Annotated in this window: 23 protein-coding genes; 13 read left to right on the top strand and 10 right to left on the bottom strand. The window is 72.0% G+C overall.

Annotated elements, in window-relative coordinates:
* Positions 1 to 26 precede the first annotated feature (26 nt).
* Genes HEP81_RS09070 through HEP81_RS09060 form a run of 3 tightly spaced genes read left to right on the top strand, consistent with a single transcriptional unit; the run spans position 27 to position 3,786 of the window.
* Entirely contained in the window at positions 27 to 1,523 is a 1,497-nt protein-coding gene (locus HEP81_RS09070) for a VWA domain-containing protein (RefSeq protein ID WP_037657915.1), read from the top strand.
* A complete protein-coding gene (locus HEP81_RS09065; RefSeq protein WP_243279347.1) occupies positions 1,520 to 2,518 on the top strand; it encodes a hypothetical protein in 999 nt (332 codons plus the stop codon). The genes HEP81_RS09070 and HEP81_RS09065 overlap by 4 nt, the downstream gene beginning before the upstream one ends.
* Before the next feature lie 38 nt (positions 2,519 to 2,556).
* Complete coding sequence (locus HEP81_RS09060; protein WP_243279346.1) at positions 2,557 to 3,786, top strand: ABC transporter substrate-binding protein; 1,230 nt, start codon at positions 2,557 to 2,559, stop codon at positions 3,784 to 3,786.
* A gap of 39 nt (positions 3,787 to 3,825) precedes the next feature.
* On the opposite strand, the gene HEP81_RS09055 is transcribed toward HEP81_RS09060, so the two are convergent.
* Positions 3,826 to 4,668, bottom strand: coding sequence for a patatin-like phospholipase family protein (locus HEP81_RS09055; protein ID WP_037657911.1), 843 nt, complete (start codon positions 4,666 to 4,668; stop codon positions 3,826 to 3,828).
* Positions 4,669 to 4,780: 112 nt separating this feature from the next.
* Entirely contained in the window at positions 4,781 to 5,617 is an 837-nt protein-coding gene (locus HEP81_RS09050; protein ID WP_037657909.1) for a helix-turn-helix transcriptional regulator, read from the bottom strand.
* A gap of 138 nt (positions 5,618 to 5,755) precedes the next feature.
* Here HEP81_RS09050 and HEP81_RS09045 point away from each other — a divergent pair, with 138 nt between their 5' ends.
* Entirely contained in the window at positions 5,756 to 6,535 is a 780-nt protein-coding gene (locus tag HEP81_RS09045; RefSeq protein WP_037657907.1) for an NAD(P)H-dependent oxidoreductase, read from the top strand.
* 110 nt (positions 6,536 to 6,645) lie between these two features.
* On the opposite strand, the gene HEP81_RS09040 is transcribed toward HEP81_RS09045, so the two are convergent.
* From HEP81_RS09040 to HEP81_RS09030, 3 genes are all read right to left on the bottom strand, one after another.
* Positions 6,646 to 7,437 carry a S1 family peptidase gene (locus tag HEP81_RS09040; RefSeq protein WP_037657905.1) on the bottom strand — a complete coding sequence of 264 codons (792 nt, stop codon included), beginning with the start codon at positions 7,435 to 7,437 and terminating at the stop codon, positions 6,646 to 6,648.
* Between the two features lie 208 nt (positions 7,438 to 7,645).
* The gene (locus HEP81_RS09035; protein WP_037657902.1) at positions 7,646 to 10,474 is read right to left on the bottom strand and encodes an ATP-binding protein; all 2,829 of its coding nucleotides are present in this window, start codon (positions 10,472 to 10,474) and stop codon (positions 7,646 to 7,648) included.
* A gap of 155 nt (positions 10,475 to 10,629) precedes the next feature.
* Positions 10,630 to 11,526: a helix-turn-helix transcriptional regulator gene (locus HEP81_RS09030; protein ID WP_259332344.1), complete on the bottom strand. Its 897-nt coding sequence runs from the start codon at positions 11,524 to 11,526 to the stop codon at positions 10,630 to 10,632.
* A gap of 112 nt (positions 11,527 to 11,638) precedes the next feature.
* Between HEP81_RS09030 and HEP81_RS09025 the strand changes: the two genes are divergently transcribed.
* Positions 11,639 to 13,312: an AMP-binding protein gene (locus HEP81_RS09025; protein WP_037657898.1), complete on the top strand. Its 1,674-nt coding sequence runs from the start codon at positions 11,639 to 11,641 to the stop codon at positions 13,310 to 13,312.
* The gene (locus HEP81_RS09020; protein WP_190275972.1) at positions 13,309 to 14,940 is read left to right on the top strand and encodes an AMP-binding protein; all 1,632 of its coding nucleotides are present in this window, start codon (positions 13,309 to 13,311) and stop codon (positions 14,938 to 14,940) included. The genes HEP81_RS09025 and HEP81_RS09020 overlap by 4 nt, the downstream gene beginning before the upstream one ends.
* A gap of 9 nt (positions 14,941 to 14,949) precedes the next feature.
* Here HEP81_RS09020 and HEP81_RS09015 read toward each other — a convergent pair whose 3' ends face one another.
* Positions 14,950 to 15,687: a hypothetical protein gene (locus HEP81_RS09015; RefSeq protein ID WP_037657897.1), complete on the bottom strand. Its 738-nt coding sequence runs from the start codon at positions 15,685 to 15,687 to the stop codon at positions 14,950 to 14,952.
* Between the two features lie 262 nt (positions 15,688 to 15,949).
* Here HEP81_RS09015 and gcl point away from each other — a divergent pair, with 262 nt between their 5' ends.
* On the top strand, positions 15,950 to 17,728 hold the full coding sequence (gene gcl / locus HEP81_RS09010) for a glyoxylate carboligase (protein WP_037657895.1): 1,779 nt from the start codon (positions 15,950 to 15,952) through the stop codon (positions 17,726 to 17,728).
* A gap of 66 nt (positions 17,729 to 17,794) precedes the next feature.
* Here gcl and HEP81_RS09005 read toward each other — a convergent pair whose 3' ends face one another.
* A complete protein-coding gene (locus tag HEP81_RS09005; protein ID WP_037657891.1) occupies positions 17,795 to 18,028 on the bottom strand; it encodes a hypothetical protein in 234 nt (77 codons plus the stop codon).
* A 29-nt stretch (positions 18,029 to 18,057) separates the two neighbouring features.
* Here HEP81_RS09005 and HEP81_RS09000 point away from each other — a divergent pair, with 29 nt between their 5' ends.
* Positions 18,058 to 18,225 (top strand): hypothetical protein, encoded by a 168-nt coding sequence (locus tag HEP81_RS09000; protein WP_157854481.1) that lies wholly within the window; start codon positions 18,058 to 18,060, stop codon positions 18,223 to 18,225.
* 303 nt (positions 18,226 to 18,528) lie between these two features.
* Here the strand turns inward: HEP81_RS09000 and HEP81_RS08995 are convergent, their stop codons facing one another.
* The 3 genes from HEP81_RS08995 to HEP81_RS08985 form a co-directional block, all read right to left on the bottom strand.
* Complete coding sequence (locus HEP81_RS08995) at positions 18,529 to 19,986, bottom strand: catalase (RefSeq protein ID WP_037657890.1); 1,458 nt, start codon at positions 19,984 to 19,986, stop codon at positions 18,529 to 18,531.
* 215 nt (positions 19,987 to 20,201) lie between these two features.
* The gene (locus tag HEP81_RS08990; RefSeq protein ID WP_037657889.1) at positions 20,202 to 21,095 is read right to left on the bottom strand and encodes a 2-hydroxy-3-oxopropionate reductase; all 894 of its coding nucleotides are present in this window, start codon (positions 21,093 to 21,095) and stop codon (positions 20,202 to 20,204) included.
* Between the two features lie 45 nt (positions 21,096 to 21,140).
* On the bottom strand, positions 21,141 to 21,998 hold the full coding sequence (locus tag HEP81_RS08985; RefSeq protein ID WP_037657888.1) for a TIM barrel protein: 858 nt from the start codon (positions 21,996 to 21,998) through the stop codon (positions 21,141 to 21,143).
* 160 nt (positions 21,999 to 22,158) lie between these two features.
* Between HEP81_RS08985 and HEP81_RS08980 the strand changes: the two genes are divergently transcribed.
* The 5 genes from HEP81_RS08980 to pucL all read left to right on the top strand — a co-directional run bounded on the left by HEP81_RS08980 (position 22,159) and on the right by pucL (position 24,824).
* The gene (locus tag HEP81_RS08980) at positions 22,159 to 22,452 is read left to right on the top strand and encodes a hypothetical protein (RefSeq protein ID WP_078967474.1); all 294 of its coding nucleotides are present in this window, start codon (positions 22,159 to 22,161) and stop codon (positions 22,450 to 22,452) included.
* Positions 22,449 to 22,811, top strand: a complete 363-nt coding sequence (locus HEP81_RS08975; protein WP_037657884.1) for a helix-turn-helix domain-containing protein — start codon at positions 22,449 to 22,451, stop codon at positions 22,809 to 22,811. Before HEP81_RS08980 ends, HEP81_RS08975 begins: the two co-directional genes overlap by 4 nt.
* A 137-nt stretch (positions 22,812 to 22,948) precedes the next feature.
* On the top strand, positions 22,949 to 23,461 hold the full coding sequence (uraD, locus tag HEP81_RS08970; RefSeq protein WP_037657882.1) for a 2-oxo-4-hydroxy-4-carboxy-5-ureidoimidazoline decarboxylase: 513 nt from the start codon (positions 22,949 to 22,951) through the stop codon (positions 23,459 to 23,461).
* Positions 23,462 to 23,464: 3 nt separating this feature from the next.
* Positions 23,465 to 23,872, top strand: coding sequence for a hydroxyisourate hydrolase (gene uraH, locus HEP81_RS08965; protein ID WP_037657880.1), 408 nt, complete (start codon positions 23,465 to 23,467; stop codon positions 23,870 to 23,872).
* A 4-nt stretch (positions 23,873 to 23,876) separates the two neighbouring features.
* A complete protein-coding gene (gene pucL, locus HEP81_RS08960) occupies positions 23,877 to 24,824 on the top strand; it encodes a factor-independent urate hydroxylase (protein ID WP_037657878.1) in 948 nt (315 codons plus the stop codon).
* The last annotated feature ends 46 nt before the right edge of the window (positions 24,825 to 24,870 follow it).

Genomic DNA, 24,870 nt, shown 5'->3' with positions numbered 1-24,870 from the left:
CCCATGACCCCCGCGGAGAGACACCGATGACCGTGGCCGAAGAGATCGAGGTGACGCTGGAGGTCGGCCAGGAGAAGGACCTGCCCGCCGAGCCGTCCGCCCAAGGGGAGGGCGTGGAACGGGAGATGTACGCCATCCTGGAGATCGGTGTGCGCGGCCGCGGCGGTGCCGGGCTCGCCGGGGGGCGGACGCCGGACGGCGGGCCCGCGCTCGCCGAGGTGCTGATCGTGGACACCTCCCGCTCCATGCTCTTCCCGCCCGCCAAGCTGCACGCGGCCAAGGACGCCACCGCGGCCGCCGTACGGCTGCTGCCCGAGGGCACCGCCTTCGCCGTGCTCTCCGGCCACTTCCACGCCGCCGTCGTCCATCCAGGACCCGACCAGCCGGGGCTCGCTGTCGCGGGGCCGGGCGAACGCGCCGCCGCCGTACGGGCCGTACGCATCCTCGACGCCGACGGCGGTACGGCCATCGGGACCTGGCTCGACCTGGCCCGCCGGCTGCTGAAGGACCACCCCGCGCCGGTCAAGCACGTCCTGCTGCTCACCGACGGCCGCAACGAGCACGACCACCGGGCCGCCATGACCCTGGAGACCGCGCTGGACGCCTGCGAGGGCCGCTTCGTCTGCGACGCCTGGGGCATCGGCGACGACTGGGACGCCGAACTGCTGCTGCGCATCACCCGACGGCTGCACGGCCGCGCCGGAGCCGTCCGCGAAGAGGCCGAACTGACATGTGCTTACGAGGAGTTGGTGACCGGACTGCTCGGCACGGCGGTCCCCGAGCTGCGCATCAGGCTCACCCCCACCCCCGGCACCGTCATCCGCCAGGTGAAACAGGTCGTCCCCGGCGAACAGGAACTCCTGCCCACCGAGGGCCCCGGACGCGGCACCGAGTACATCACCCGCGCCTGGGGCGAGGAGGTACGGCACTTCCAGGTGGTGCTGGCCGCCGACCCGACCGGCCGGGAGCGCGGCGAGGACCTCCAACTGGCCGCCGTCGAGGTCGTCGTACCCGACTTCGGGCATCCGGTACGGCTGCCCCGGCCCCGCCCCGTCCTGGTGCGCTGGACCGACAACCCGCTGGACGCCTCCCGGCGGCACCCCGGGGTGCGCCGGCAGGAGCTGTACCACCAGGCGAGCGCAGCCGTCGCCCGCGCCTACCGGGCCTGGCTGCGCGGCAGTGACGGCCGCGCCGTCGCGGACCGCGAACTCGCCCGGGCCCTGCACCTGGCGGCCGACCTCGGCGACCCCCAACTCCTGGACGCGCTGCGCCGGATCGAGGACACGCCCGGCGGCGGCCGGATCCGCGCCGGTCTGAAGGACGTCGACTGGCAGCACCTGATCCTCTCCAGCGCCATGACCACCCCGCCCCGCCATCCGGCCGCGGAACCGCCGCCCGACCCCGGTGTCCCGCCGGACGCCGACGCCCTCGTGGAGTGCCCGGGATGCGGCTGGCTCGGTCCGGCCGACTCCGTGTACTGCGGCGGCGAGTGCGGCCGCCGTCTGAACGGGCCGTCGGCATGAGCGCGGCCACGGACCCCGTACACGACGGCGGCACACCCGCCACGGCGGGTGCCGGGGGCGGACGGCGGGTGCCGCCGGAGCGGGCGGCCGGCAGTACGACCGCCCATGACCTGGCCGTCCGCCACCGGCTGCTGCTCGCCCTGGCGGCGCTGCTGACGCTCTCCCTCTTCCTGTCCTACGAGGGGGTGCACGGCGACGCCGATCCACTGCGCACCTCCAGCGCCCCGGCGGTGCTCTCCCTCGACACCGCCCTGTACGCCCTCGGGCAGGCCGAGGCGGACGCCGGTGCGGCGACCCCCACCAGCGACTTCCAGAAGCAGATCTCGGTCGCCGCGCAGAGCGTAGCGGCCGCCGCGGGCGACGATGCCGGGGGACCGTCGGCACAGCAGGCGCTCCAGACCGTGGCCGCGCTGATCACCGTCTACGCGGTCAAGGTGCAGCAGGCCCAACAGCAGCCCACCGGAAGCGTGTTGCGCGAGGCGTACCTCAGCTACGCGACGAGCATCCTGGCGGACCCGGGCTCCGGGATACTGCCCCGGCTGAAGGTCCTCCAGGCGCAGCGGCGCGCGGCCGTGCACCGGCAGACCTCCTTCGGACCGCTGCTGTGGTGCGGCTGGGCCGCGACGCTGCTGCTCGCGCTCGCGCTGGTCTGCGCTCTGCTGGAGACCCAGCTGTTCCTGCGCCGCCGCTTCCGGCGCCGCTACAACCGGGGCCTGCTCGGCGCGGGCGCGCTGCTCCTGGCCGGACTCGCCGTGACCCTGCTGTTCACGGTATGGACGCACACGGGGATGACGGACACCCGGCGACTGCTCGACCGCCCGCTGTCCGGGCGGGAACTCAACCACGCGGGGCGGGCGACCGCCGCGTACCTGGCGGACACCGGGCTGCGCGCCGCGGCCGCCGGATGGATCCTGATCGGAGGCATCCTGGTCATGGCACTGACCGAGACGGGACTGCGACGGCACATCGACGAGTACCGGTTCAGGCCCCGGTGAGCGGGCGTCCGCGAGGCCGCGCCCGGACGGTCACCGTGGTGGCGGGCTGCCTCGTCCTGCTGGCGGCGGCCGTCGTGCTGGGTGCCCGCGCCGTCGGCCGGGAGCCGACCGTCACCCTGCTGGCGAACTGGACGGGCCGTGACGAGACGAACCTGCGCCGCGCGGTGATCGAGCCGTTCGAGCGCGCGTACCACGTGCACGTGGACTACCAGGGCAGCTCGGCCGAGAGCCAGGTGCTCGGCGCCGATGTCGAGGCCGGGACCCCGCCGGACGTGGTGGTGCTGACCGGCCCCGGTGAACTCGCCGACTACGCGGGCCAGAAGCAGCTCCAGCCGCTCGACGGGCTCATTCCCCGGGAGGACTTCGGCACGTCCTGGGCGACCCCGCTCGCGGACGGGCATGTGTACTGGTTCCCGCTCAAGGCCGACCTCAAGAGCATCGTCTGGTACCCGGCGGGGACCGGCGAGGGGCAGCGCCGCGCGGCGCGGGACGATCCGGCGCAGTGGTGCGTGGGGATGGGCTCCGGCGCGACCAGCGGCTGGCCCGGCACGGACTGGATCGAGGACATCCTGCTCCAGCAGCAGGGGCCGCGCGTCTACCAGTCGTGGACGAGCGGCAAACTGTCCTGGCGCTCGCCCGAGGTACGGCAGGCGTGGACGACCTGGGGCCGCCTGATGGGCGCGGGCACGTCGGAGAAGCTGCTGCGCCGCACCCTGAAGACGGGCTACGCCGAGGCGTCCGCACCGGTGACGGCCACCCCTCGGGGCTGCACGCTCGAACACCAGGCGTCCTTCATCCGCACCCAGTCCACCGCCTGGAAGCAGGCCGACGGCCGCTACGACCCCTCGGCCGCCCTCATCCCGGGCGCCACCGCCAAGGACTCCTGGGAGGTCTCCGGCGACCTGGTCGCCCTGCTGCACGCCACCCCGCAGGCGAAGCGGCTGATCCGCTATCTGTCCTCCCCGGCCGCCCAACGCGCCTGGGCCGACGCCGAGTCGGCCTTCTCCGTCGACACCAGGGCCCGGCCCGCCGCCACCGGACCCACCTGGCACCGGACGCTCGCCACGACCCTGCTCTCCCCGGCCGCCACGCACTGCTTCGACGCCTCCGACGCCATGCCGCCCACAGTCCGCGACGCCTTCGCCGAGGCCGTGATCGACTACCTGGCCCACCCGGCCCGTCTCACCTCCCTGCTCACCACGTTGGACACGCTGAGATCGGCGCCGGGACAGACCTGGCTGCCAGCGGTGTGCGACCAAGTGCCGTGAGACAGAGGTGACTTGGAGCGGAGGGCGGGCCGTCGACGGTCAGCCCTCCGCCCACTCCAGCTTCAGCTCGCGCCCCTGCTCGCGGCCCGCCCGCGCCGCCGGTCCGCGGGTCGCCGGGTCCAGCGGGTTGGCGCCGATCGCGCTGGTCGAGGCGTCGTCGGGGCCGATGACGAGGACCTCGGCACCCTCGGCGCGCAGCGCCGCGACCGTGTCGTCCAGCGGGTGGTCGCTCGGGAGGGGCTCGACGGGACCCAGTGGGACGAGGACCAGGACCCGGGCGGCGCCCGCGGCGAGGTCGACGTTGGCCACGGAGCGGATTCCGCCGTCGATGTAGCGGCGCCCGGCGATCGTCACCGGCGGCCACACCCCCGGGACGGCACAGCTGGCGGCGACCGCGTCGACCAGCGAGACACCCGAGTCGCGGTCGAAGACCCGCGTGTCCCCGGTCTCGGCGTCGACCGCCACCACCCTCAACGCCCGTTGCGGCCAGCCGTGTTCGGGCAGCCGGGACTCGATCACCGCGAGCCGCTCCGGCTCACTGACCGTCCGCGCGGCCAGCGCCACCCGGCCGACCGCGCCGCGCAGCTCCGCCGCCGAGGACGCCGTGGCCATCGTGAGGCCGATCTCCGCGGCGAACCGCTCGATGTCCATCTCGGCCATGATCTCGCGGGCCTGCAACGAAGGCTCCACCTGCCGCGCGAACAGCTCCTCCACGCCGAGCCCGCTGCCCAGTTGGGCCGCGACGGTCGCACCCGCGGAGGTGCCCACCAGCAACCCGGCCCCGGTGACGTCCTGCCCGGCATCGGCGAGTCCCGCGAGCAGCCCGGTCATCCAGGCGATCCCGCCCACACCGCCGCCACCCAGCACCAACGCCTCGGTCATCTCAGCTCCTTCAGCAGTCTTCTCTGTCGCACCGGCAGCGCCGGCCGCAGGAGGAACCCTTCCCTCCGCCCTCCCCGTCCAAGGTCCCCGCCGGGTAAAGGGCCCGGAAGGATCAGACCGCGTCCGGCACGACCGGGTCACCGGTGGCGCCGAGCGCGGCCAGCAGCCGCAGGCTGTCGTGGTCGGCGCTGCCGGGCGCGGCCGACTGCACGATCAGCTCCGTGCCCGCGCAGTCCGGCAGGACGAAGTTCTCCTGGTGCAGCTCCAGACGGCCGACCGCGGCATGCCGGTAGACCTTGCGGCCGTGGGTGCGGGTACGGACGTCGGCGCGCGCCCACAGCTGACGGAACCGCTCGCTGTGCATGGCGAGTTCACCGATGAGGGCCGCCAGTTCGGGGTCGTCGGGGCAGCGGCCGGCGGCCAGCCGCAGATGGCCGACGGCGTCGAGGGCGCAGCCCTCCCAGTCGGCGAACAGCTCGCGCCCCTCCTCGTAGAGGAAGAGGTGCCGGGCGATGTTCAGCCCCTCGACGGAGCGGCCGTAGAGCAGATCGGCGAGCCGGTTCGCGGCCAGCACCGTCATCCGGTGGTCGATGAGGAACGCGGGCGCGTCGGCCATGAGTTCCAGCACCCGCAGCAGTTCGGGCCGGGGCCGCGCGATCGACGGCCGCCGCCGCGGCCGCCCGGGGCGGTTCGCGAGCCGGTGCAGATGCTCGCGTTCCACCTCGTCCAGATCGAGGGTGCGCGCGAGCGCGTCGAGCACCTGTGCCGAGGGCCGGCGCGCCCGCCCCTGCTCCAGCCGGACGTAGTAGTCGACACTCACCCCCGACAGGTGGGCGACCTCCTCGCGGCGCAGCCCGCTCACCCGGCGGCGGGTGTCGGCGTGCAGGCCGACGGACTCCGGGCGGACCCGGGCCCGACGTGTGCGCAGGAAGTCCGCGAGATCGTCCATCGCTCCAGTATCCGTGCCGGACAAGCCCGTTGGGTGGCCCTGCCGGTACCAGGAAGAGCGGACCTATGGAACGAGCGCCCCTGAACCGCGCCGTCGGATCCCGCGAGGATCGGATCCCCGACGATCCGAGGAGCGGATATGAAGGTCTTCATCGTGCACGCCCACCCCGAGCGCCGCTCGCTGAACGGCGCGCTGACCGACCTCGCCGTAAAGACGCTGACCGGCGCGGGCCATGAGGTCCGGGTCAGCGATCTGTACGCGATGCGCTGGAAGTCCACCGTCGACGCCGCCGACTTCGGCCCCGCGGCCTCCGACCCGCTGGCCGTCGTACCCGACTCCGGACAGGCCTACGAGAGCGGCGCGCTCGCCGCCGACATCCGCGCGGAGCAGGAGAAGCTGCGCTGGGCCGACACCGTGATCCTCCAGTTCCCGCTGTGGTGGTACACGATGCCCGCGATCCTCAAGGGCTGGGTGGACCGCGTCTTCACCTACGGCTTCGGCTACGGCGTGGGCGAGCACAGCGACACCCGGTACGGCGACCGCTTCGGCGAGGGCACCCTGCAAGGCAAGCGCGCCATGCTGTCGTTGACGGTCGGCGGCCCCGAGGGCCACTATTCGGACCGCGGCATCAACGGCCCGATCGACGACCTGCTGTTCCCGATCCAGCACGGCATCCTCTTCCACCCCGGCATGGCCGTACTGCCGCCGTTCGTCCTGTACCGCGCGGGGCGGATGTCACCCGAGGACTTCGCGGCGGCGGCCGAGCGGTGGCGCGAGCGGCTGCTGTCCCTGGAGGAGACCGAGCCCGTCCCCTACCGCACCCAGAACGGCGGGGACTACGAGATCCCGGTGGTCCGGCTGCGCGCGGGGCTGGAGAAGCCGGGCCGCAGCGGATTCGCCCTGCACCTCGCCGAGTAGCGCCGCGCGAGGGGGCGCGGGACGTGGAGAGGGAGGCGCTGCGGGCTGCTCGTGGTCGCTCGCAACGCCCCCCTGGCCTTACCCGAGGGGTACTCGGGAGTTCTTCCGGGTCACGAGTTCACCTGTGCGGTGACCTGGTCCGCGAAGGTGGCCAGCCGGGTGTAGACACCCGGGTAGCCCGCCTCCGCGCACCCCTCGCCCCAAGAAGTGATCCCTGCCAGGACGCCCCCGATGAGCAGGGGACCGCCGCTGTCGCCCTGGCAGGTGTCTACGCCGCCGGAACTGAGCCCGGCGCACACCATGTCGGACTGCACATAGTCCGAACCGTAGGAGGAACGGCAACTGGCGTCGGACACGAGCGGTACGGTCGCGGTCCGCAGCTGGTTGGAGGAGCTGCCGTTCTCCGAAGTCGTGCCCCAGCCGAGGATCCGCGCCGTGGTACCGGCCGCGTACACCCCCGTCTGGGAGGAGGAGACGTACGACACCGGTTTGTACGGCATCGACGTCGACAGGGTCAGCACGGACACGTCGTCGCCGTTGGTGGCGTCCGAGTAGTCCGGGTTCACCCAGATCTTGCTGACCTTGCTCACCGTGCCGTCGGTGCCGTTGAGCTTGGTACGGCCGCCGACGACGCGGACACTGGCGGGGGTCTCACCGGCCATGCAGTGCGCGGCCGTCACCACCTTGGTGGCGGACACCAGGGTGCCGCCGCAGAACTGGCTGCCGGACGCGTCCGTGATCTGCATGACGAACGGGTACGCCGTGGTGGTGGTCGTCGTACCGCCGACAATGGGCTGGGGAGCCGCGTTCGCCGTGGGGGAGGCGAGCAGCGCGGTCGTCGCGGCGGCGGCGGTGGCCACCAGGATCGCGGCGGTGCGTCTGGCACGTGTGGGCCCGAACATGAGTCTCCTCAGTGGGGTTGCACCGGTGGGGGTTCGCACGGGTAGGGGGTTGTGCACGGTGGTGGGGGGTGGGTCCGACCCCCTGTACCCGGGCGAGCGGTACGCCCATTACGCTAGGTCCCGGAAGCTTCGGCTCCCAATGAGGGAACCCCCTAGGGGGTCGGGTGAGGGAAAACCCTCGGTCCGGCTCAGTTAACAGGCGCCGTGCTCAGCGCGCGCGCCGACCTGCGGCCAATCGGACGATGTCGACCCGCGACCGGATCCCGAGCTTGCGGTAGACCCGGGTGAGCGTGGCCTCGACCGTCTTGACGCTGATGAACAGCCGCGCCGCTATCTCCCGGTTGGTGGCGCCCTCCATGACCAGCGCGGCCACCTGACGCTCCATCGCGGCCAGTACGTCCAGCACGTCGAGCGCGTCCAGGGCGGCGGGCACGGTCCGCGCCGGTTCCGCTTCGAGGGTGGTGAGCGCCTCGTCCACCTGGCGCAGCCAGGGCAGCGCCCGGCAGCGGCGGAACATCCGGGTCGCCTCGTCGTAGGCCGCGGGCCCGGGACGCCGGCCGCGCAGCCGGGCCAGCGCGAACGCGGCCCGCGCCTCCTCCAGGCCGTAGCCCAGCTTGCCGAGCCGGTCCTGAGCCGATCTCAGCCGGTCGAGCGCCGCCTCGCCCGCGCCCTGTGCGGCCCGTACCAGCGCCTCGGAGCGGTCGAGTACGGCGAGGACGCTCTCCCGGCCGAGCCGCAGCGCGTGCTCCCGCGCGCTGTCGATGACGTCCTGCGCCTCGGCGGGTTCACCGATGCGGACCAGTGCCTCGGCGAGGTCGCCCTGCCAGCGGCCGCGGGCCGGGTCGGTGATGCCGAGGCCCAGTTCCAGGCTGCGCACCCGGCGCAGCGAGCGCACGGTGCCCGCCGGGTCCCCCGCCACCAACTGGGCGTACCCGAGGGCGCCCAGGGCCCGCGAGAGGTACATCTGGTCGCCGTCCTCCTCGGCATGCTCCACCGCCTCCCGGGCGAGGGTGAGCGCCCGGTCCACGTCCCCGCCGGACGCCTCCGCGAGCGAGGTCAGCATGGCCGAGGCGGTCTCGCCGATCCCGGAGTCCCGGGCGAGCTTGAGGCTGTCGCGGGCGAGGTCGAGGGCGCGGCCGCAGTGCCCGGCGCGCAGTTCGGTCTCGGCCAGGCCGCGCAGGAAGTGCACCTCGCTCTCCACCGAGCCGTGCCGGCGCACCTCGCGCAGCAGCCCGGTGACGGTGGCCCGCGCCTCGGCCAGCTGGTCGCCCATGACCAGCCAGCGGAACCGGGCGCTGCCCGCCCCGTTGTGGTGCCAGGCCACCCGCGGGTCCTGGGGTTCGCGCAGCGCCCGCTTGATGGTGCGGGGCGCCTCCGGATGGCCCATCAGGGTCTCGGTCTGCGCCTGGAAGGCGAGGGCGAGCAGCTCGGTGCGCCGGTCCTTGCTGCGCGCGGCCAGTTCGGCGGCGTGCGCGGCGGCGTCCCGGGCCGCGGTGAAGTCGCCCTCCACGATCAGCGCCCGCCAGCCCAGCTGGTAGTGGACCAGGGCGAGCAGCCGCGGGTCGTCCCCGGCGTCCGCGAGGGCCTGCGGGAAGAGGGCGTCGACCTCGGCCATGGTGTGGCCCGCGGTGTCGATGACGATGATCCAGGCGCGCACCCGTTCGGCGGGCACGCTCGCCCGCTTGAGCACCTCGCGGGCGATGTCCCGGGCGAGGTCCACCTCGCCCGCGGTGATGGCGTCCTCGGCGGCGCCGAGCCGGCGTTCCTCCGGGCTGGGCACGCCGTCCACCGGGGTGTGCCGGGCGGCAAGCAGGCCCAGCTGGGCGGCGACCGAGGGCGCGCCGCGGTCCCGGGCGAGGGCGGCGGCCTCGGCGAGCCGGGCGGCGACCTCCGGGTCGGCGCCGGTGGTGGCGAGGGCGAGGTGCCGGGCCCGCTCGATGGGGTCGGAGGCGGCCGTGGACAGCGCCGCGTGCGCGGCCCGCCGCTCCTGCGCGGGCGCCTCCGCGTACAGCGCGGCGGAGATGAGGGGATGCGCGAAGCGTACGGCCGGCGCGTCCGACTCCGTTGCCAGCAGCCCCAGTTCGGCGGCCTGGGCGCACTCCGCCTCGGCGTTCTCCCGGCCCGCCGCGTGCAGCAGCGCCGGGGTGGGCCGGGCGCCGGCGCTGGCCACCAGCAGGGTGCGGCGGGCCTCCACGGACAGCATGTCCAGGCGGCTGAGCACCAGGGCGCGCAGCGAGGTGGGCACCGGCAGCGGCTCGCCGGGCCGGGGCGGGGTGGGGCTCTCGGCGAGGGCGCGGCCGAGTTCGAGCGCGAACAGCGGATTGCCGCCGCTGGTGCGGTGCACCTCGCGGACCGTGGAGCGGGACAGCGCCCCGTGGCCGCGGTGGCTGAGCAGCTCGGCGATCCGGGTGTGCGAGAGCGGCCCGAGCCGCACGGCGAGGGTGTCCGGCGGGCAGGACCGCAGATGGCGGTCGTACTCCTGGCTGTCCTGGCCCTCCGTCCGTACGGCGCACAGGAGTTGGACCGGGGTGCCGCCGAGCCGGCGGGCCGCGAAGCCGAGCAGTTCGGCGCTGGCGGGATCCAGCCACTGGAGGTCGTCGGCGACGATCAGGACCGGTCCGCGGGCGGCGAGCGCGCGCAGCGCGGACAGCACCGCGAGGCGCAGGGCGAGGCCGTCGCGCTGGAGGGTGGACTCGCCGCGGCCGGTGAGCGCCGACTCCAGCGCGGTGCGCTGGGCGGCGGGCAGCCGGGGGCAGACGTCGTCGAGGACCAGGCCGAGGAGGTCGGCGAGAGCGAGGAACGGAAGGTGGGATTCGGACTCGGTCGCCGAGCAGCGCAGGACGATGTGCGCGGTCGAGGCGTATTCCTCGGCCAATGCCCGCAGGATGGTCGATTTCCCTATTCCGGCCGGTCCGTGGAGCAGCACACTGCCGCCGGAGGCGAGTTGGGCGCGGGCGGCGGCGCACACTTCCTCGCGGCCGATGACCAGGTCCGAGCGGCATCGGGCAGACTCCTGGAAGTCCCGTCGCACGGTCACCGCTCCCCTCGTATGTCGTGTCCGGACCAAATTCTAGGCAACGATCCTTGAAATTCGGACGGAAGCCGTGGTGAGGGAAATAACAAACGGTCAAGCATGAGGAAATTCAAAGCATCCGCGCATGAATGGGAAGGTTTCCTTCATGTCTCGGAGGGCTACGGGAGCAACCCCGCCCGGCGTGCCGCGGTCACCGCCTCCCCCCGCGTGTGTGCGCCCAACTTCCGCATCGCTGAACGCAGGTACCCCTTGACGGTCTCCGGGCGCAACCCCAGCCGTTCGGCCACCGCGGCATTGGTCGCGCCCGCCGCCACCCAGGACAGCACGTCCAGTTCACGCGGCGCCAGAGCCGGCCCGCCGGCCGGCCGCGGCGCCGTCAACAGCCCGCAGGCGGCCAGCAGATCGGCGCGCAGGACCGGATCGGTGATCCGGGGCGCGAGCGCCCGCAGCGCCGCGTGTGCCTCCCGCACCTGCTCCCAGGCGCCCGTACCGGCCCCGGTCTCGGGGCCGCCGGGCGCCCCCGCGTCCCCGAGGAGGCCCCGGCCCGCCGTCAGCAGCTCCCACGCCTCGTCCCGCAGTATCAGCGTCTGCTCCACGTCCCGCGCCACCGCGACCGCCGCGCCGAGCGCCCGGTCACCGAGCGGCTGGGCCGAACGCAGCGCGCCGTACAGCACCCCGCGCACCCGGCGCCGTACCACCACCGGCACCGCGAGCACCGAGCGGATGCCCTCGGCGGCCACCGGGATGTCGTACTCATGGCTGATGTGCCGGGAGCTGGAGTAGTCCGTCACCGCGCACGGCCGGGCCAGCGCCACCGCCTTGCCGCCAAGGCCGCTGCCCGAGCTCACCGCGAGCGAGCGCAGCGCGGCCGTCGCCGTGCCGCTCAGCTCGCTGATGCGCACCTGCGGCCGGCCGGACTCCACCAGCCCGCCGAAGGCGACCGGCAGCCCCGTCGCGCGCCGCAGCCTGAGCAGCGCACCGCGGATCTCCACCACCGTCACGGCCTCTGCTGTCACCTCATCGCTCCTTCGGTGCGGCTGATGTGCGGACCACACCCCCGTGCGCGCAGGGACCACACCCCCGTTCGGGGGTAGTGAGACCTGTATCACGGATTAGACGATGCCAGGGAGCCGCCCGGCAATGGTCGGGAACATAGGAGGACGACGGATGACGACGGCGACCGATGCCTTCAGGAACGCACGGGACTTCCTGCTGGCACACCGCGAGGACTATGCCACCGCCTACGACGGGTTCGTGTGGCCCCGGCCGGAGCACTTCAACTGGGCGCTGGACTGGTTCGACGTGATCGCCGCCGGCAACGACCGCACCGCGCTGCACATCGTGGAGGAGGACGGCCGCGAGACCCGGCTCTCCTTCGCCGAGCTGTCCGAGCGCTCCGACCGGATCGCGAACTGGCTGCGCGCGCGGGGCGTCGGCGCCGAGGACCGCATCCTGGTCATGCTCGGCAACCAGGCCGAGCTGTGGGAGGTCATGCTGGCCGCGATGAAGCTGCGCGCGGTCGTCATCCCGGCCACCCCGCTGCTCGGCCCCGCCGACCTGTGCGACCGCGTCGAGCGCGGCCGGGTCCGGCATGTACTGGTGCGGGCCGAGGACACCGCCAAGTTCGCCGAGGTGCCCGGCACCTACACCCGGATCGCGGTCGGCGGCGCACCGGAGCGGGACTGGCTGGCGTACGAGGACGCCTACGAGGCCCCCGCCGGCTTCACGGCCGACGGGCCCACCCTCTCCGACGACCCGCTGATGCTCTACTTCACCTCGGGCACCACCGCCCGCCCAAAGCTGGTCGAGCACACCCATGTCTCGTACCCCATCGGCCACTTGGCGACCATGTACTGGGTCGGCCTGAAGCCCGGCGACGTCCATCTGAACATCTCCTCGCCCGGCTGGGCCAAGCACGCCTGGTCCAACCTGTTCGCCCCGTGGAACGCCGAGGCGACCGTCTTCATCTTCAACTACACGAGGTTCGACGCGGGTCGGCTGATGGCCGAGATGGACCGCGCCGGGGTCACCACCTTCTGCGCCCCACCGACCGTGTGGCGCATGCTCATCCAAGCCGACCTCGGCCAACTGCGCACGCCGCCACGCGAGGTGGTGGCCGCGGGCGAGCCGCTCAATCCCGAGGTCATCGAACAGGTGCGCCGCGCCTGGGGGTTGACGATCCGGGACGGCTTCGGGCAGACCGAGACCGCGGTCCAGGTCTCCAACGCCCCCGGCCAGCGGCTGAAGACCGGCTCCATGGGCCGCCCCAGCCCCGGCTACAAGGTGGAGCTCCTCGACCCGGTCACCGGCGCGCCCGGCGCCACCGAGGGCGAGATCGCGCTCGACCTCGCCGAGCCGCCCATCGGTCTGATGGCCGGCTACCACGGCGACCCGGACCGCACCGCCGAGGCCATGGCGGGCGGCTACTACCGCACCGGCGACATCGCGGCCCGCGACGAGGACGGCTACCTCACCTACATCGGCCGCGCCGACGACGTCTTCAAGGCGTCCGACTACAAGATCAGCCCCTTCGAGCTGGAGAGCGCGCTGCTGGAGCACCCGGCGGTGGCCGAGGCCGCCGTGGTGCCCGCCCCGGACGAGCTGCGGCTCGCGGTGCCCAAGGCGTACATCGTGCTCGCCGAGGGCTATGAGCCGGGACCCGACACGGCCAAGATGATCTTCGAGCACTCCCGCCGGGTGCTCGCCCCCTACAAGCGCGTCCGCCGCCTGGAGTTCGGCGCGCTGCCCAAGACCGTCTCCGGCAAGATCCGTCGCATCGAACTGCGCGAGGCCACCGCGCAGGGCTCGGCGGACGAGTACCGCGAGGAGGACTTCCGGTGAGCCGGGGACTTCCGGCGGGCGCCCCGCATCTGTCGTACGCCCATGGGACGGGCACCACCGCGCTGCTCGGCGAGACCATCGGCGCCAACCTCGCCCGTACGGCGCGGACCTGGCCGGACCGCGAGGCCCTGGTCGACGTGGCGGCCGGCCGCCGCTGGACGTACGCCGCCTTCGACGCCGATGTGGACCGGCTCGCCCGCGCGCTGCTGGCGAGCGGCATCGCCAAGGGCGACCGGGTGGGCATCTGGGCGGTCAACCGCGCCGAGTGGGTGCTGGTGCAGTACGCGACCGCCCGCGTCGGCGCCGTCATGGTCAACATCAACCCGGCCTACCGCACCCACGAGGTGCGGTTCGTCCTCCGCCAGGCTGGCGTACGGCTGCTGTTCGCCTCCCTCAGCCACAAGAGCAGCGACTACCGCGCCATGGTCGAGGAGGTCCGCGGCGACTGCCACGAGCTGCGCGAGGTGGTCTACCTCGGGGACCCCGGCTGGGCGGCGTTCACCGCGCGCGGCGAGACCGGTGACCGCAGCGAACTGGCGGCGCGGGCAGCCGAGTTGTCCTGCGACGACCCGATCAACATCCAGTACACCTCGGGCACCACCGGCTTCCCCAAGGGTGCCACCCTCTCCCACCACAACATCCTCAACAACGGCTACTTCGTGGGGGAGCTGGTCAAGTACTCGGAGCAGGACCGGATCTGCGTCCCGGTCCCCTTCTACCACTGCTTCGGCATGGTGATGGCCAACCTGGCTGCCACCTCGCACGGCGCCTGCATGGTGATCCCGGCCCCGTCCTTCGAACCGCGGGCCAGCCTGGAGGCGGTGCAGCGGGAGCGGTGCACCTCCCTGTACGGCGTCCCGACCATGTTCATCGCCGAGCTGAACCTGCCGGACTTCGCGTCGTACGACCTCTCCACCCTGCGCACCGGCATCATGGCGGGCTCGCCCTGTCCGGTGGAGGTGATGAAGCGGGTCGTGGCCGAGATGCACATGGCCGAGGTCGCCATCTGCTACGGCATGACCGAGACCTCGCCGGTGTCCCTTCAGACCCGCACCGACGACGACCTGGAGCACCGCACCGCGACCGTCGGCCGCGTCCTGCCCCACCTTGAGGTCAAGATCGTCGACCCGGCCACCGGAGTCACCCAACCGCGCGGCAGGACCGGCGAGTTGTGCACCCGCGGCTACAGCGTGATGCTCGGCTACTGGGACGAGCCCGAGAAGAGCGCCGAGGTCATCGACGCCGGCCGCTGGATGCACACCGGGGACCTCGCGATGATGCGCGAGGACGGGTACGTGGAGATCGTCGGCCGGATCAAGGACATGATCATCCGGGGCGGCGAGAACATCTACCCGCGCGAGATCGAGGAGTTCCTCTACGCCCACCCGAAGATCAGGGACGTACAGGTCGTCGGGGTGCCGGACGAGAAGTACGGCGAGGAGGTGCTGGCCTGTGTGATCCCGCACGACGAGGGCGACCCGCTGACCCTGGAGGAACTGCACGCCTTCTGCCGGGGGCGGCTCGCGCACTACAAGGTGCCGAGCAGGCTCAGCATCCTCGACGCCTTCCCGATGACGGTGTCGGGGAAGGTGCGGAAGATCGAACTGCGGGAGCGGTACCGGGACTGAGCCGCTGCCTCAGCCCCGTCGCGCGCGGCGCCCCGGTTCCGGGGCGCCGTCGGCGTTCAGGGCCTCCGCGGGGTCGTTCACCGGCTGCGGGACGCCCGCGAGGTCGAGGACGAACAGGGGTACGCCGAGCGAGTCCGCGCAGGCGCGGGCGGCGTCGGTGTACCCGGCGAGGGAGAAGTAGACGCAGTCGGCGGACTCCGTCATCGCGGTCAGCCACAGGCACTCCACGTCCCGTGGCGCGGCGGGCCGTACCGTCGGATCCACCTGGGCGAGCAGCCCCCGGGCGGCCAGCCCGATGCCGTGCACCGGCCGCTGGTCGGCGCGCCGGATGTCCCCGTACCCGAGCCAGCGCAGATACAGCGCGGTCGCCGTGACGGCGTCCCGCGCGGTACGCACGGCATGCGGCTGGAAGGCGCGGCGGGGCGGGGCGGTATCGGGGGACGGCTCGGTGCGGGCCGGCGCCGGGTCCGGGTCGGGGTCCGGGCCCGTCTCCAGGACCGGGATCCGCAGCACCGTGCCGCAGGGGCAGCCCACCTCCGGGCGCGGCCAGTGGTTGAGCCGCCCGCAGACGGCGCACGCGGCGCCGATCCAGTCGTCCGCCCAGGAGCGGTGCCCGGCCACCACCGGCGCGGCGACCCGGTCCAGCCGCGGGGCGGCCGGGGTTCCGCAGGCGCAGGGATACGCCGGGGCGGTGTAGACATGCTCACGCCGACAGGCCGGACAGCGCACCGACACGCTCTCGGGCATGGCCCACTCACTCTCGCACGACACCTCGGGACACCGCTCCCATGGTGCTCCCGCCGTACCGCGTTTGTCCGGCATTCCCACACCACTTGCCGGTGTCTTTGTGTCTCTTGACGAGGCCCGTACTCAGCCCTACATTGCTTCCAGATAGTAGAAACTAAATTCCACAATACGGAATCACCGGAATCATCTGGGATCAGTGCTCACCGCGGGGCGCGCCGGGAGTACGCATCCGACACCGAGGCAGGAGTACTCGATGGCTCGTATGACCGCTGCCCGCGCGGCAGTTGAGATCCTCAAGGCTGAGGGCGTCAGTGACGCCTTCGGTGTGCCGGGCGCCGCGATCAACCCGTTCTACAAGGCCCTCAAGGAGGGCGGCGGCATCCAGCACACCCTCGCCCGCCATGTCGAGGGCGCCTCGCACATGGCCGAGGGCTACACCCGCGCGCGGCCCGGCAGCATCGGCGTGTGCGTCGGCACATCGGGACCGGCCGGCACCGACATGATCACCGGTCTGTACTCGGCCTCCGGCGACTCGATCCCGATCCTGTGCATCACCGGGCAGGCGCCCACCCATGTGATCCACAAGGAGGACTTCCAGGCCGTCGACATCGCCGCGATCGCGGGCCCGGTGACCAAGATGGCGGTGACCGTGCTGGAGGCGGCCCAGGTCCCCGGCGTCTTCCAGCAGGCGTTCCATCTGATGCGCTCCGGCCGGCCGGGCCCGGTGCTGATCGACCTGCCGATCGACGTCCAGCTCACGGAGATCGAGTTCGACCCGGAGACGTACGAGCCGCTGCCGGTGTACAAGCCGGCCGCGACCCGCGCGCAGATCGAGAAGGCGATGTCGTACCTGCTCGCCGCCGAGCGGCCCGTCCTCGTGGCGGGCGGCGGTGTCATCGGCGCGGACGCGTGCGCCCTGCTGACCGAGTTCGCCGAGCTGACCGGCACCCCCGTCATCCCGACCCTGATGGGCTGGGGGGCGCTGCCCGACGACCATGAGCTGAACGCGGGCATGGTCGGCGTGCAGACCGCGCACCGCTACGGCAACGCCACCTTCCTGGAGTCCGACTTCGTCCTCGGCATCGGCAACCGCTGGGCGAACCGGCACACCGGCTACAAGCTGGACGTCTACCGCGAGGGCCGCACCTTCGTGCATGTGGACATCGAGCCCACCCAGATCGGCCGGATCTTCCCGCCCGACTACGGCGTGGTGTCCGACGCGCGGGCGGCGCTGGAGCTGTTCGTCCAGGTGGCGCGGGAACTGAAGGGGGCGGGCCGGCTCCCGGACCGTGCGGACTGGATCTCCTCCTGCCAGGAGCGCAAGGCCACGCTGCTGCGCCGTACCCACTTCGACGATGTGCCGATGAAGCCGCAGCGGGTGTACGAGGAGATGAACCGGGCCTTCGGGCCCGAGACGCGGTACGTCACCACGATCGGCCTCTCCCAGATCGCCGGCGCGCAGATGCTGCACGTCTACAAGCCCCGGCACTGGATCAACTGCGGCCAGGCGGGACCGCTCGGCTGGACGATCCCGGCCGCGATCGGCGTCGCCAAGGCCGACCCGGACGCCGCGGTGGTCGCGCTGTCCGGCGACTACGACTTCCAGTTCCTGATCGAGGAACTGGCGGTCGCCGCCCAGCACCGCATCCCCTATGTGCACGTCCTGGTCAACAACGCCTACCTGGGCCTGATCCGCCAGGCGCAGCTCGGCCTGGACATCGACTTCCAGGTCAATCTGGAGTTTGAGAACATCAACACTCCTGAGATCGGTGTCTACGGCGTGGACCACGTCAAGGTCGCCGAGGGCCTGGGCTGCAAGGCCCTGCGGGTCACCGAGCCGGATCAGCTGGGCCCCGCCTTCGAGGAGGCGAAGAAGCTGGCCGCGCGGTACCGGGTGCCGGTCGTGGTCGAGGCGATCCTGGAGCGGATCACGAACATCTCGATGAGCCGCACGATGGACATCAGCGACGTCACCGAGTTCGAACCCCTCGCCACGGAGGCGTCCCACGCGCCGACGGCGATCGGCGCACTGAAGGGCTGACACGGCCCCCGCGAGAAGGGGCGGCCCGTCCACCGGACGGGCCGCCCCTTTGTCCTGTGCGCGCTCCTACACCTCGTGCTCCGAGAGCCCCGGCCAGTCCTCGGGCCCGCCGCCCTGCCACTCGATGAGGTCGTCCTCCTCCACCTCGACCCGGTCCAGATCGGCCAGTCGAAGGATCTCCACGACATCGTCCAGATGCGACGCAAGGCCCAGCGTCACCTCCCCCTCGGTGACCCGCCGGGAGCCGTCCAGGGCGGGGGCGTGGACGACGATGTGGGGGTGCTGCGTCGGATGTCCCATGGATTCAGCGTGCGACGCCCGCGGCCGTCGTGCACGCCGGCCACGACGGGCGGCTGATCCACCAGGCCGCCGAACCGCGGCGCCGTACCGCCGGCCGCCCGGAGCCGGATCTTCGGCGGCCCCGGGTGACCTGCGCGTCGCAGGACCTCGTGGACAACGCCGAACGCTCCCTCGCCGTGGGCCTCGGCCCGGCGTAGGGAGCGTGCTGGTGGTGCCGTCCGGCGGCGCGGCGCTGGGCGCGACAGGTAGGTCGCGCCGCCGGACGGGTGTGGGTGGGTGGGACCGCGGGGGTGTGATGGCGACGGGGTCTCTTCACTCTGGTCGAGAAGAGGCCCGGCACCTTGACCACCGCACTGGCTCGCACGCCGCCGCGGTCCTCGCCCTGCCCGCGTCCGCCCCGGACGGCCACCCCTCAAACCGGGCCGTCCGGTGCGGCGCGGGCCGCGTGCGCGGGTATGACCTCCCGTCAGACCCCGCACGCCGCCTGCTGATCGATGCCCTCAGTCCTCGCGCAGGGCCTCGACCGCTTCCCGTACGCGCCTGCCGTACTCAGGGTCGGCCGCGTGGAAGTGCGCGAGGTTCTTCTCGATCACATCGTCACGGGAGACCTGGGCGAGACCCCCGGAGATGTTCGCGACCAGGCGCCGCTTCTCCTCCTCGGACATCAGCCGGTACAGCTCGCCCGCCTGGTAGAAGTCGTCGTCCTTGGTGTGCTGCGGCGCGGCATGGGTGCCGGTGTGGCCGGTGACGGGCAGCGGCGCCGCGAGCGGGCGGCCGGTCTCGGCGGGGCCGTCGTACGAGTTCGGCTCGTAGTTCTTGGCGTACCGGCCCTGGGAGTTGGCCGCCATCAGACCGTCGCGCCCGTAGTTGTCCGCCGTCGTCGCCCGGGGCGCGTTCACGGCGAGCTGGGTGTGGTTGACGCCCAGCCGGTACCGGTGGGCGTCCGCGTAGGCGAACAGCCGGCCCTGGAGCATCTTGTCCGCCGAGGGACCGATGCCGGGGACGAAGTTGTTCGGGGAGAACGCGGCCTGCTCGACCTCGGCGAAGACGTTGTCCGGGTTGCGGTCCAGGACCAGGCGGCCCACCCGCTGGAGCGGGTAGTCCCGGTGCGGCCAGACCTTCGTCAGGTCGAACGGGTTGAAGCGGTACTCCGCCGCGTCCGCCGCCGGCATGATCTGCGCGTACAGCGTCCACGAGGGGTGCACGCCCCGCTCGATCGCCTGGAGCAGGTCCGTCTGGTGGGAGTTGGGGTCCTTGCCCGCCAGCTCCTGCGCCTGCTCGGTGGACAGGCAGCGGATGCCCTGGTTGGTCTTGAAGTGGTACTTGACGAAGAAGGCATCTCCGGCCGCGTTCGTCCACTGGTAGGTGTGCGAGCCGTAGCCGTTCATGTGCCGGTACGACGCCGGAATGCCGCGGTCGCCCATCAGCCAGGTCACCTGGTGCGTGGCCTCGGGGGCGTGCGCCCAGAAGTCCCAGACGTTGTCCGGCTCCTGCTTGCCGGTGAACGGGTCCCGCTTCTGCGAGTGGATGAAGTCGGGGAACTTCAGCGGGTCCTTGATGAAGAACACCGGGGTGTTGTTGCCGACGAGGTCGTAATTCCCCTCCTCGGTGTAGAACTTGAGCGCGAAGCCGCGCGGGTCGCGCACCGCGTCCGCGCCGCCGAGGTTGTCCGCGACCGTGGAGAACCGCGCGAACACCTCGGTGCGCTTGCCGATCTCGCCGAGGAAGGCGGCGTGGGTGTACGCGGTGACGTCGTCGGTCACCTCGAAGTGGCCGTACGCGCCGGAGCCCCGGGCGTGCACCACCCGCTCCGGGATCCGCTCGCGGTTGAAGCGCGCGAGCTTCTCCAGGAGGTGCTGGTCCTGGAGCAGGAGCGGGCCACCGACGCCGGCGGTGGCGGAGTTCTGGTTGTCGGCGACCGGGGCGCCGGACTCTGTCGTGAGCACGCGCTGCGACATCGTGGACCTTCCATGCGGGTGGCAGCGGAAATCGTCTTCCGCTTTGTGGAGCCTAGAAGTCTGCGTGGAGCCTAGAAGTGGGGTGAACGGGGCGTCAACAGTTTGTTGAATTTGGTTCCGGGCCGCGGTACCACTTGGGCGCGACGGGACAGGTGTCAGCGGCACCGCGACCCGGAAGTCTCGAAGGGGGCCCGGGGGCCGGTCCTGGCGAGGCGTCAGACCTGGGCGCCCGAGAGCCGTTCCACCGACCGCAGCAGGGCCGAGTGGTCCAGGCCTCCGTCGCCCTGGGCGCGCAGCGACGCCACCAGCTGGGCGACCACGGCGCCGACCGGCAGGGCCGCGCCCACGCTGCGGGCGGCGTCGGTCACGATGCCCATGTCCTTGTGGTGCAGATCGATCCGGAAGCCCGGCGCGAAGTCCCGGTTCAGGAAGTTGTCCTTCTTGCGGGTCAGCACCGTCGAGCCCGCGAGGCCCCCGTTCAGCACATCGAGCGCGGCGGCGAGGTCCACGCCGGACTTCTCCAGGAAGACCACGGCCTCGGCGCACGCCTGGATGTTGACGGCGACGATCAGCTGGTTGGCCGCCTTCACGGTCTGCCCCGAGCCGTGCGGGCCGCACAGCACGATGGTCCTGCCGAGCGCCTCGAAGAGGGGCTTCGCCTCGTCGAAGTCGGCCTGCTCACCGCCGACCATGATGGACAGCACCGCCTCGACCGCACCGGCCTCGCCGCCGGACACCGGGGCGTCCAGCACCCGGACGCCCTTCTCCTTCGCGGCGGCCGCCAGCTCGATCGAGGTCCCCGGGGTGATCGAGGACATGTCGATCAGCAGGGTGCCGGGGCGGACGTTCTCCAGGATGCCGTCCGGGCCGTAGGCGATGGCCTCCACCTGCGGGGACGCGGGCACCATCGTGATCACCACATCGGCGTCCCGCACGGCCTCGGCGATCGAGGGGGCCGCGGTGCCGCCGGCGGCGGCCAGCCGGTCCAGCTTCGCCTGTTCCAGGGTGTGGCCGGTGACGTCGTAACCCGCCTTGATCAGGTTCTCGGACATGGGGGAGCCCATGATGCCGAGGCCGATCCAGGCGATCTTCGGGAGTGTCTTGCTCATGTTCGGGGGTTGCCTCTCTCAACTGCCGTGCGAAGTCTGGGGAGTTCAGCGCGCCGGGCGCGCCTCGCGGGGGAGCCAGTCGAAGGCCTCGGCGCTCGGGCGGTCGCCCGGCTTGTACTCCAGGCCCACCCAGCCCTCGTAGCCGGCCTTCCGCAGCCGGTCGAGCAGCTCCGCCAGCGGGAGCGAGCCCGTGCCGGGGGCGCCGCGGCCAGGGTTGTCGGCGATCTGGACATGGCCGGTCCGCGCCGCGTACCGGTCGATCACCGCGGGCAGGTCCTCGCCGTTCATGGCCAGGTGGTACAGGTCCATCAGGAACGACGCGTTCTGGAGGCCCGTCGCCGCGTTGACCCGGTCGACGACCTCGACGGCGGCCGGCGCCGACACCAGCGGATAGCGCGGCGACTCGGGCGCGTTCAGCGCCTCGATCAGCAGTGTCGCGCCGATCCGGTCGGCGGCGCGGGCCGCGAGGACCAGGTTCTCCAGGGCGAGCGCGTCCTGCTCGGCCGGGTCCACGCCGTCCACGCGGTTGCCGTAGAGCGCGTTGAGCGCCGTGCAGCCGAAGGATGCCGCGAAGTCCGCGGTCACCTCGATATTGGCGCGGAACCGCTCGGACTCCTCGCCGGGGACGGACAGGGCGCCGCGGTCCGGGCCCGGAAGCTGCCCGGCGTAGAAGTTCAGCCCCGTCAGTCGTACGCCCGCGTCCTCGATCGCCCGTTTCAGGGCGTCGAGGCGGGACTGCTCGGGGGTGGGTGAGTCGACCCAGGGCCACCACAGCTCGACCGCGGTGAAGCCCGCCGCGGCAGCGGCCGCGGGGCGCTCCAGGAGCGGGAGTTCCGTGAAGAGGATCGACAGGTTGACGTTGAAGCGCTGGTCTGCGGCTGTGCCCCAGTCGAAACCTGGCATGTCGGTCCGCGCTCCCTTCCGTGGTAGTATTTCCGCATTACGGAAGTTCGTTTCTGCGTATTGGAAGATTGCCGCCGTGTGTCGGTCCTTGTCAAGGGGGTCCGGGGGTCGGTTCCCGCGGGGGCACCCCGGGGCGCACACGGCGCGTTAGGTTGTGCGCGTGCGATTGAGAGTGGAGTTCACGACCGAACCCTTCGACCTGGAAGAGGCCCCCGCGCATGCCCTGGCGGCGCGCGAGGTCATCGAGACCGCGGCCCTGGACGCCGTGGACGTCGGCCCGTTCGGCAACACCGCCGAGGGCGGCGCCGAGCGCGTGCTCACCGCGGTGGACGCGCTGCTGCGCAGGAGCCTCGCGGCCGGCGCCACCCGGATCTCGCTCCAGGTCAATGTGCTGGGCGACGAGGGCGATGACGGCGACGGGGGCGGCCGTGGTGACGGGGAGGGCGATAGATGACCGGGGAGGAGCCCTTCATCGCGGCCGTGAAGCCGCTGGTCGACGCCATGGGCGGGACGATGGTGCCGCCCGACGAGGCCGGCCCGGAGGATGTCGTGCTCGCCTGGGAGGGCGCCGACGTCGTCGCCGTACGACTGCCCCAGCTCGCCGACTCCCTCGATCACATCCTCGCCGCGATGGAGCGCAGGGAGGGGCGGCCGCTGTCCGACCTGGACCGCAGGGCCAAGCAGGAGGTCGTGCGGATACTGGAGGCGCGGGGCGCCTTCGCCGTGCGGCACGGAGTGGAGACCGTGGCGAGCGCGCTGGGCGTCAGCCGCTTCACCGTCTACAACTACCTCAACCGAGAGAAGGGCAGCTGAGGCCGCCGGGGGCCGCCGTCGTCCGTAACGCCTCGTAACGCAGATTTTTCAACAAAGTGTTGACGTGGCGTTTCCGGGGGCGTTAGCTATCGGCAGCCCGTTCAGCACATAGGCCGAATCCGGCCACGGAGGCTCCCGTGACGTCGACTTTCACGCCCCCGGGCCTGGCCCGGTTCAACGATCTGGAGGAGCGGGCGGCCGTCGCCGCCCTGCACGAGGCGTGCGCCTCCATGACATGGGTGCGACGGCTGACCGCCGCCCGCCCCTACGCCACCGCCGACGCGCTCTACGCCGCGAGCGATGCCGCCCTGGCCGAGCTGACCGCCGCCGATCTGGCGGAGGCGATGGCCGGGCACCCGCCGATCGGGCGGCCCCGGCCGGGCGATCCGGCCTCCGCCCGCGAGCAGCGCGGCATGGCCGGCGCGCCTGAGGAACTCAAGGCCGAGATGCTCGAACTCAACCTGGCCTACCAGGAGAAGTTCGGGCATGTCTTCCTGATCTGCGCCACCGGTCTGACCGGCGAGCGGATGCGGGACGCGGTCAAGGAGCGGCTGGGCAACGCGCCGGAGCGGGAGCGGGAGATCGTCCGCACCGAGCTGGGGAAGATCAACCGCATCCGACTGGCCCGACTCGTCGAAGAGGACGCCTGACCCATGAGCACCAGCACCACCGCCTCCGTGTCCACGCACATCCTGGACACCTCGATCGGCCGCCCCGCCGCGGGCGTCGCCGTCCACCTCTCCGCCCGGCCGGGCGGAGACGCGGACTGGCAGGCGCTCGGCGGCTCCGCGACCGACACCGACGGCCGGTGCAAGGACCTGCCGACGCCACCGGTGGGTACCACCCAGGTACGGCTCGACTTCGCCGTGGAGCCGTATTTCCGAGAGCAATCAGCGAACCAGCAAGCCGATGCGCAGCAGGACGCCCCCGCGAATCGGGACAGCGGACCGGCCGTGTTCTTCCCCGAGGTGGCGATCACCTTCGCCGTCGTACCGGGCGAGCACTACCACGTACCGCTGCTGCTCAACCCGTTCGGCTACTCCGTTTACCGAGGGAGCTAGCTATATGACCGTCAATTCCCGCCCTGGCCGCCCTGTGATCCTGGGACAGAACCAGTACGGCAAGGCCGAGAACCGAGTCGTCAAGATCACGCGGGACGGCGCCACCCATCACATCAAGGACCTCAACGTCTCGGTGGCGCTGAGCGGTGACATGGAGGACGTCCACTACTCCGGCTCCAACGCCCATGTGCTGCCGACCGACACCACCAAGAACACGGTGTTCGCGTTCGCCAAGGAGCACGGCATCGAGTCCGCCGAGCAGTTCGGCATCCATCTCGCCCGGCATTTCGTCACCTCGCAGGAGCCGATCCAGCGCGCCCGGATCCGGATCGAGGAGTACGCCTGGGAGCGGATCGCCACCTCAGAGGCGAACTCCCAGTTCATCGGCGCCGACGAGGTCAAGCACTCCTTCGTCCGCAAGGGCCAGGAGACCCGGCTGACCCAGATCACCTACGACGGCTCGTCCTGGGAGGTTGTCTCCGGCCTCAAGGACCTCACCGTCATGAACTCGACCAACTCCGAGTTCTGGGGCTACGTCAAGGACAAGTACACGACCCTCCAGGAGGCCCACGACCGCATCCTGGCGACCTCCGTCTCCGGCCGCTGGCGGTTCAACTGGACCGACGACGAGCAGAAGATGCCGCACTGGGAGAAGTCGTACGAGCAGGTCAAGAAGCACATGCTCCAGGCGTTCGCGGAGACCTACTCGCTCTCCCTCCAGCAGACGATGTACCAGATGGGTGCGCGCATCATCAACCACCGCAGCGAGATCGACGAGGTCCGCTTCTCACTGCCGAACAAGCACCACTTCCTGGTCGACCTGGAGCCGTTCGGGCTCAAGAACGACAACGAGGTCTACTTCGCCGCCGACCGGCCCTACGGCCTGATCGAGGCGACGATCCTGCGGGACGGCTGCGAACCGCGGATCCCGGTGGACCTCACCAACCTCTGATTCACCCCCCGCACCTGATCGACCTCCTTTTCGGCACCCGCGGCCG

This window comes from Streptomyces griseofuscus (assembly GCF_014673495.1).
GTDB lineage: Bacteria > Actinomycetota > Actinomycetes > Streptomycetales > Streptomycetaceae > Streptomyces > Streptomyces murinus.
The sequence above is the reverse complement of the archived record's forward strand: the minus strand, read 5'-3'. Positions and strand labels throughout refer to the sequence as shown.

Coding starts and splice junctions, on each gene's coding strand:
- HEP81_RS08975 (WP_037657884.1), top strand. CDS start 22,449: ATGACCGGGGAGGAGCCCTTCATCGCGGCCGTGAAGCCGCTGGTCGAC.
- HEP81_RS08990 (WP_037657889.1), bottom strand. CDS start 21,095: ATGAGCAAGACACTCCCGAAGATCGCCTGGATCGGCCTCGGCATCATG.
- HEP81_RS09025 (WP_037657898.1), top strand. CDS start 11,639: ATGACGACGGCGACCGATGCCTTCAGGAACGCACGGGACTTCCTGCTG.
- HEP81_RS09055 (WP_037657911.1), bottom strand. CDS start 4,668: ATGACCGAGGCGTTGGTGCTGGGTGGCGGCGGTGTGGGCGGGATCGCC.
- HEP81_RS09005 (WP_037657891.1), bottom strand. CDS start 18,028: ATGGGACATCCGACGCAGCACCCCCACATCGTCGTCCACGCCCCCGCC.
- HEP81_RS09015 (WP_037657897.1), bottom strand. CDS start 15,687: ATGCCCGAGAGCGTGTCGGTGCGCTGTCCGGCCTGTCGGCGTGAGCAT.
- pucL (WP_037657878.1), top strand. CDS start 23,877: ATGACCGTCAATTCCCGCCCTGGCCGCCCTGTGATCCTGGGACAGAAC.
- HEP81_RS09040 (WP_037657905.1), bottom strand. CDS start 7,437: ATGTTCGGGCCCACACGTGCCAGACGCACCGCCGCGATCCTGGTGGCC.
- HEP81_RS09070 (WP_037657915.1), top strand. CDS start 27: ATGACCGTGGCCGAAGAGATCGAGGTGACGCTGGAGGTCGGCCAGGAG.
- gcl (WP_037657895.1), top strand. CDS start 15,950: ATGACCGCTGCCCGCGCGGCAGTTGAGATCCTCAAGGCTGAGGGCGTC.
- HEP81_RS09045 (WP_037657907.1), top strand. CDS start 5,756: ATGAAGGTCTTCATCGTGCACGCCCACCCCGAGCGCCGCTCGCTGAAC.
- HEP81_RS09065 (WP_243279347.1), top strand. CDS start 1,520: ATGAGCGCGGCCACGGACCCCGTACACGACGGCGGCACACCCGCCACG.
- HEP81_RS09050 (WP_037657909.1), bottom strand. CDS start 5,617: ATGGACGATCTCGCGGACTTCCTGCGCACACGTCGGGCCCGGGTCCGC.
- HEP81_RS08985 (WP_037657888.1), bottom strand. CDS start 21,998: ATGCCAGGTTTCGACTGGGGCACAGCCGCAGACCAGCGCTTCAACGTC.
- uraH (WP_037657880.1), top strand. CDS start 23,465: ATGAGCACCAGCACCACCGCCTCCGTGTCCACGCACATCCTGGACACC.
- HEP81_RS08995 (WP_037657890.1), bottom strand. CDS start 19,986: ATGTCGCAGCGCGTGCTCACGACAGAGTCCGGCGCCCCGGTCGCCGAC.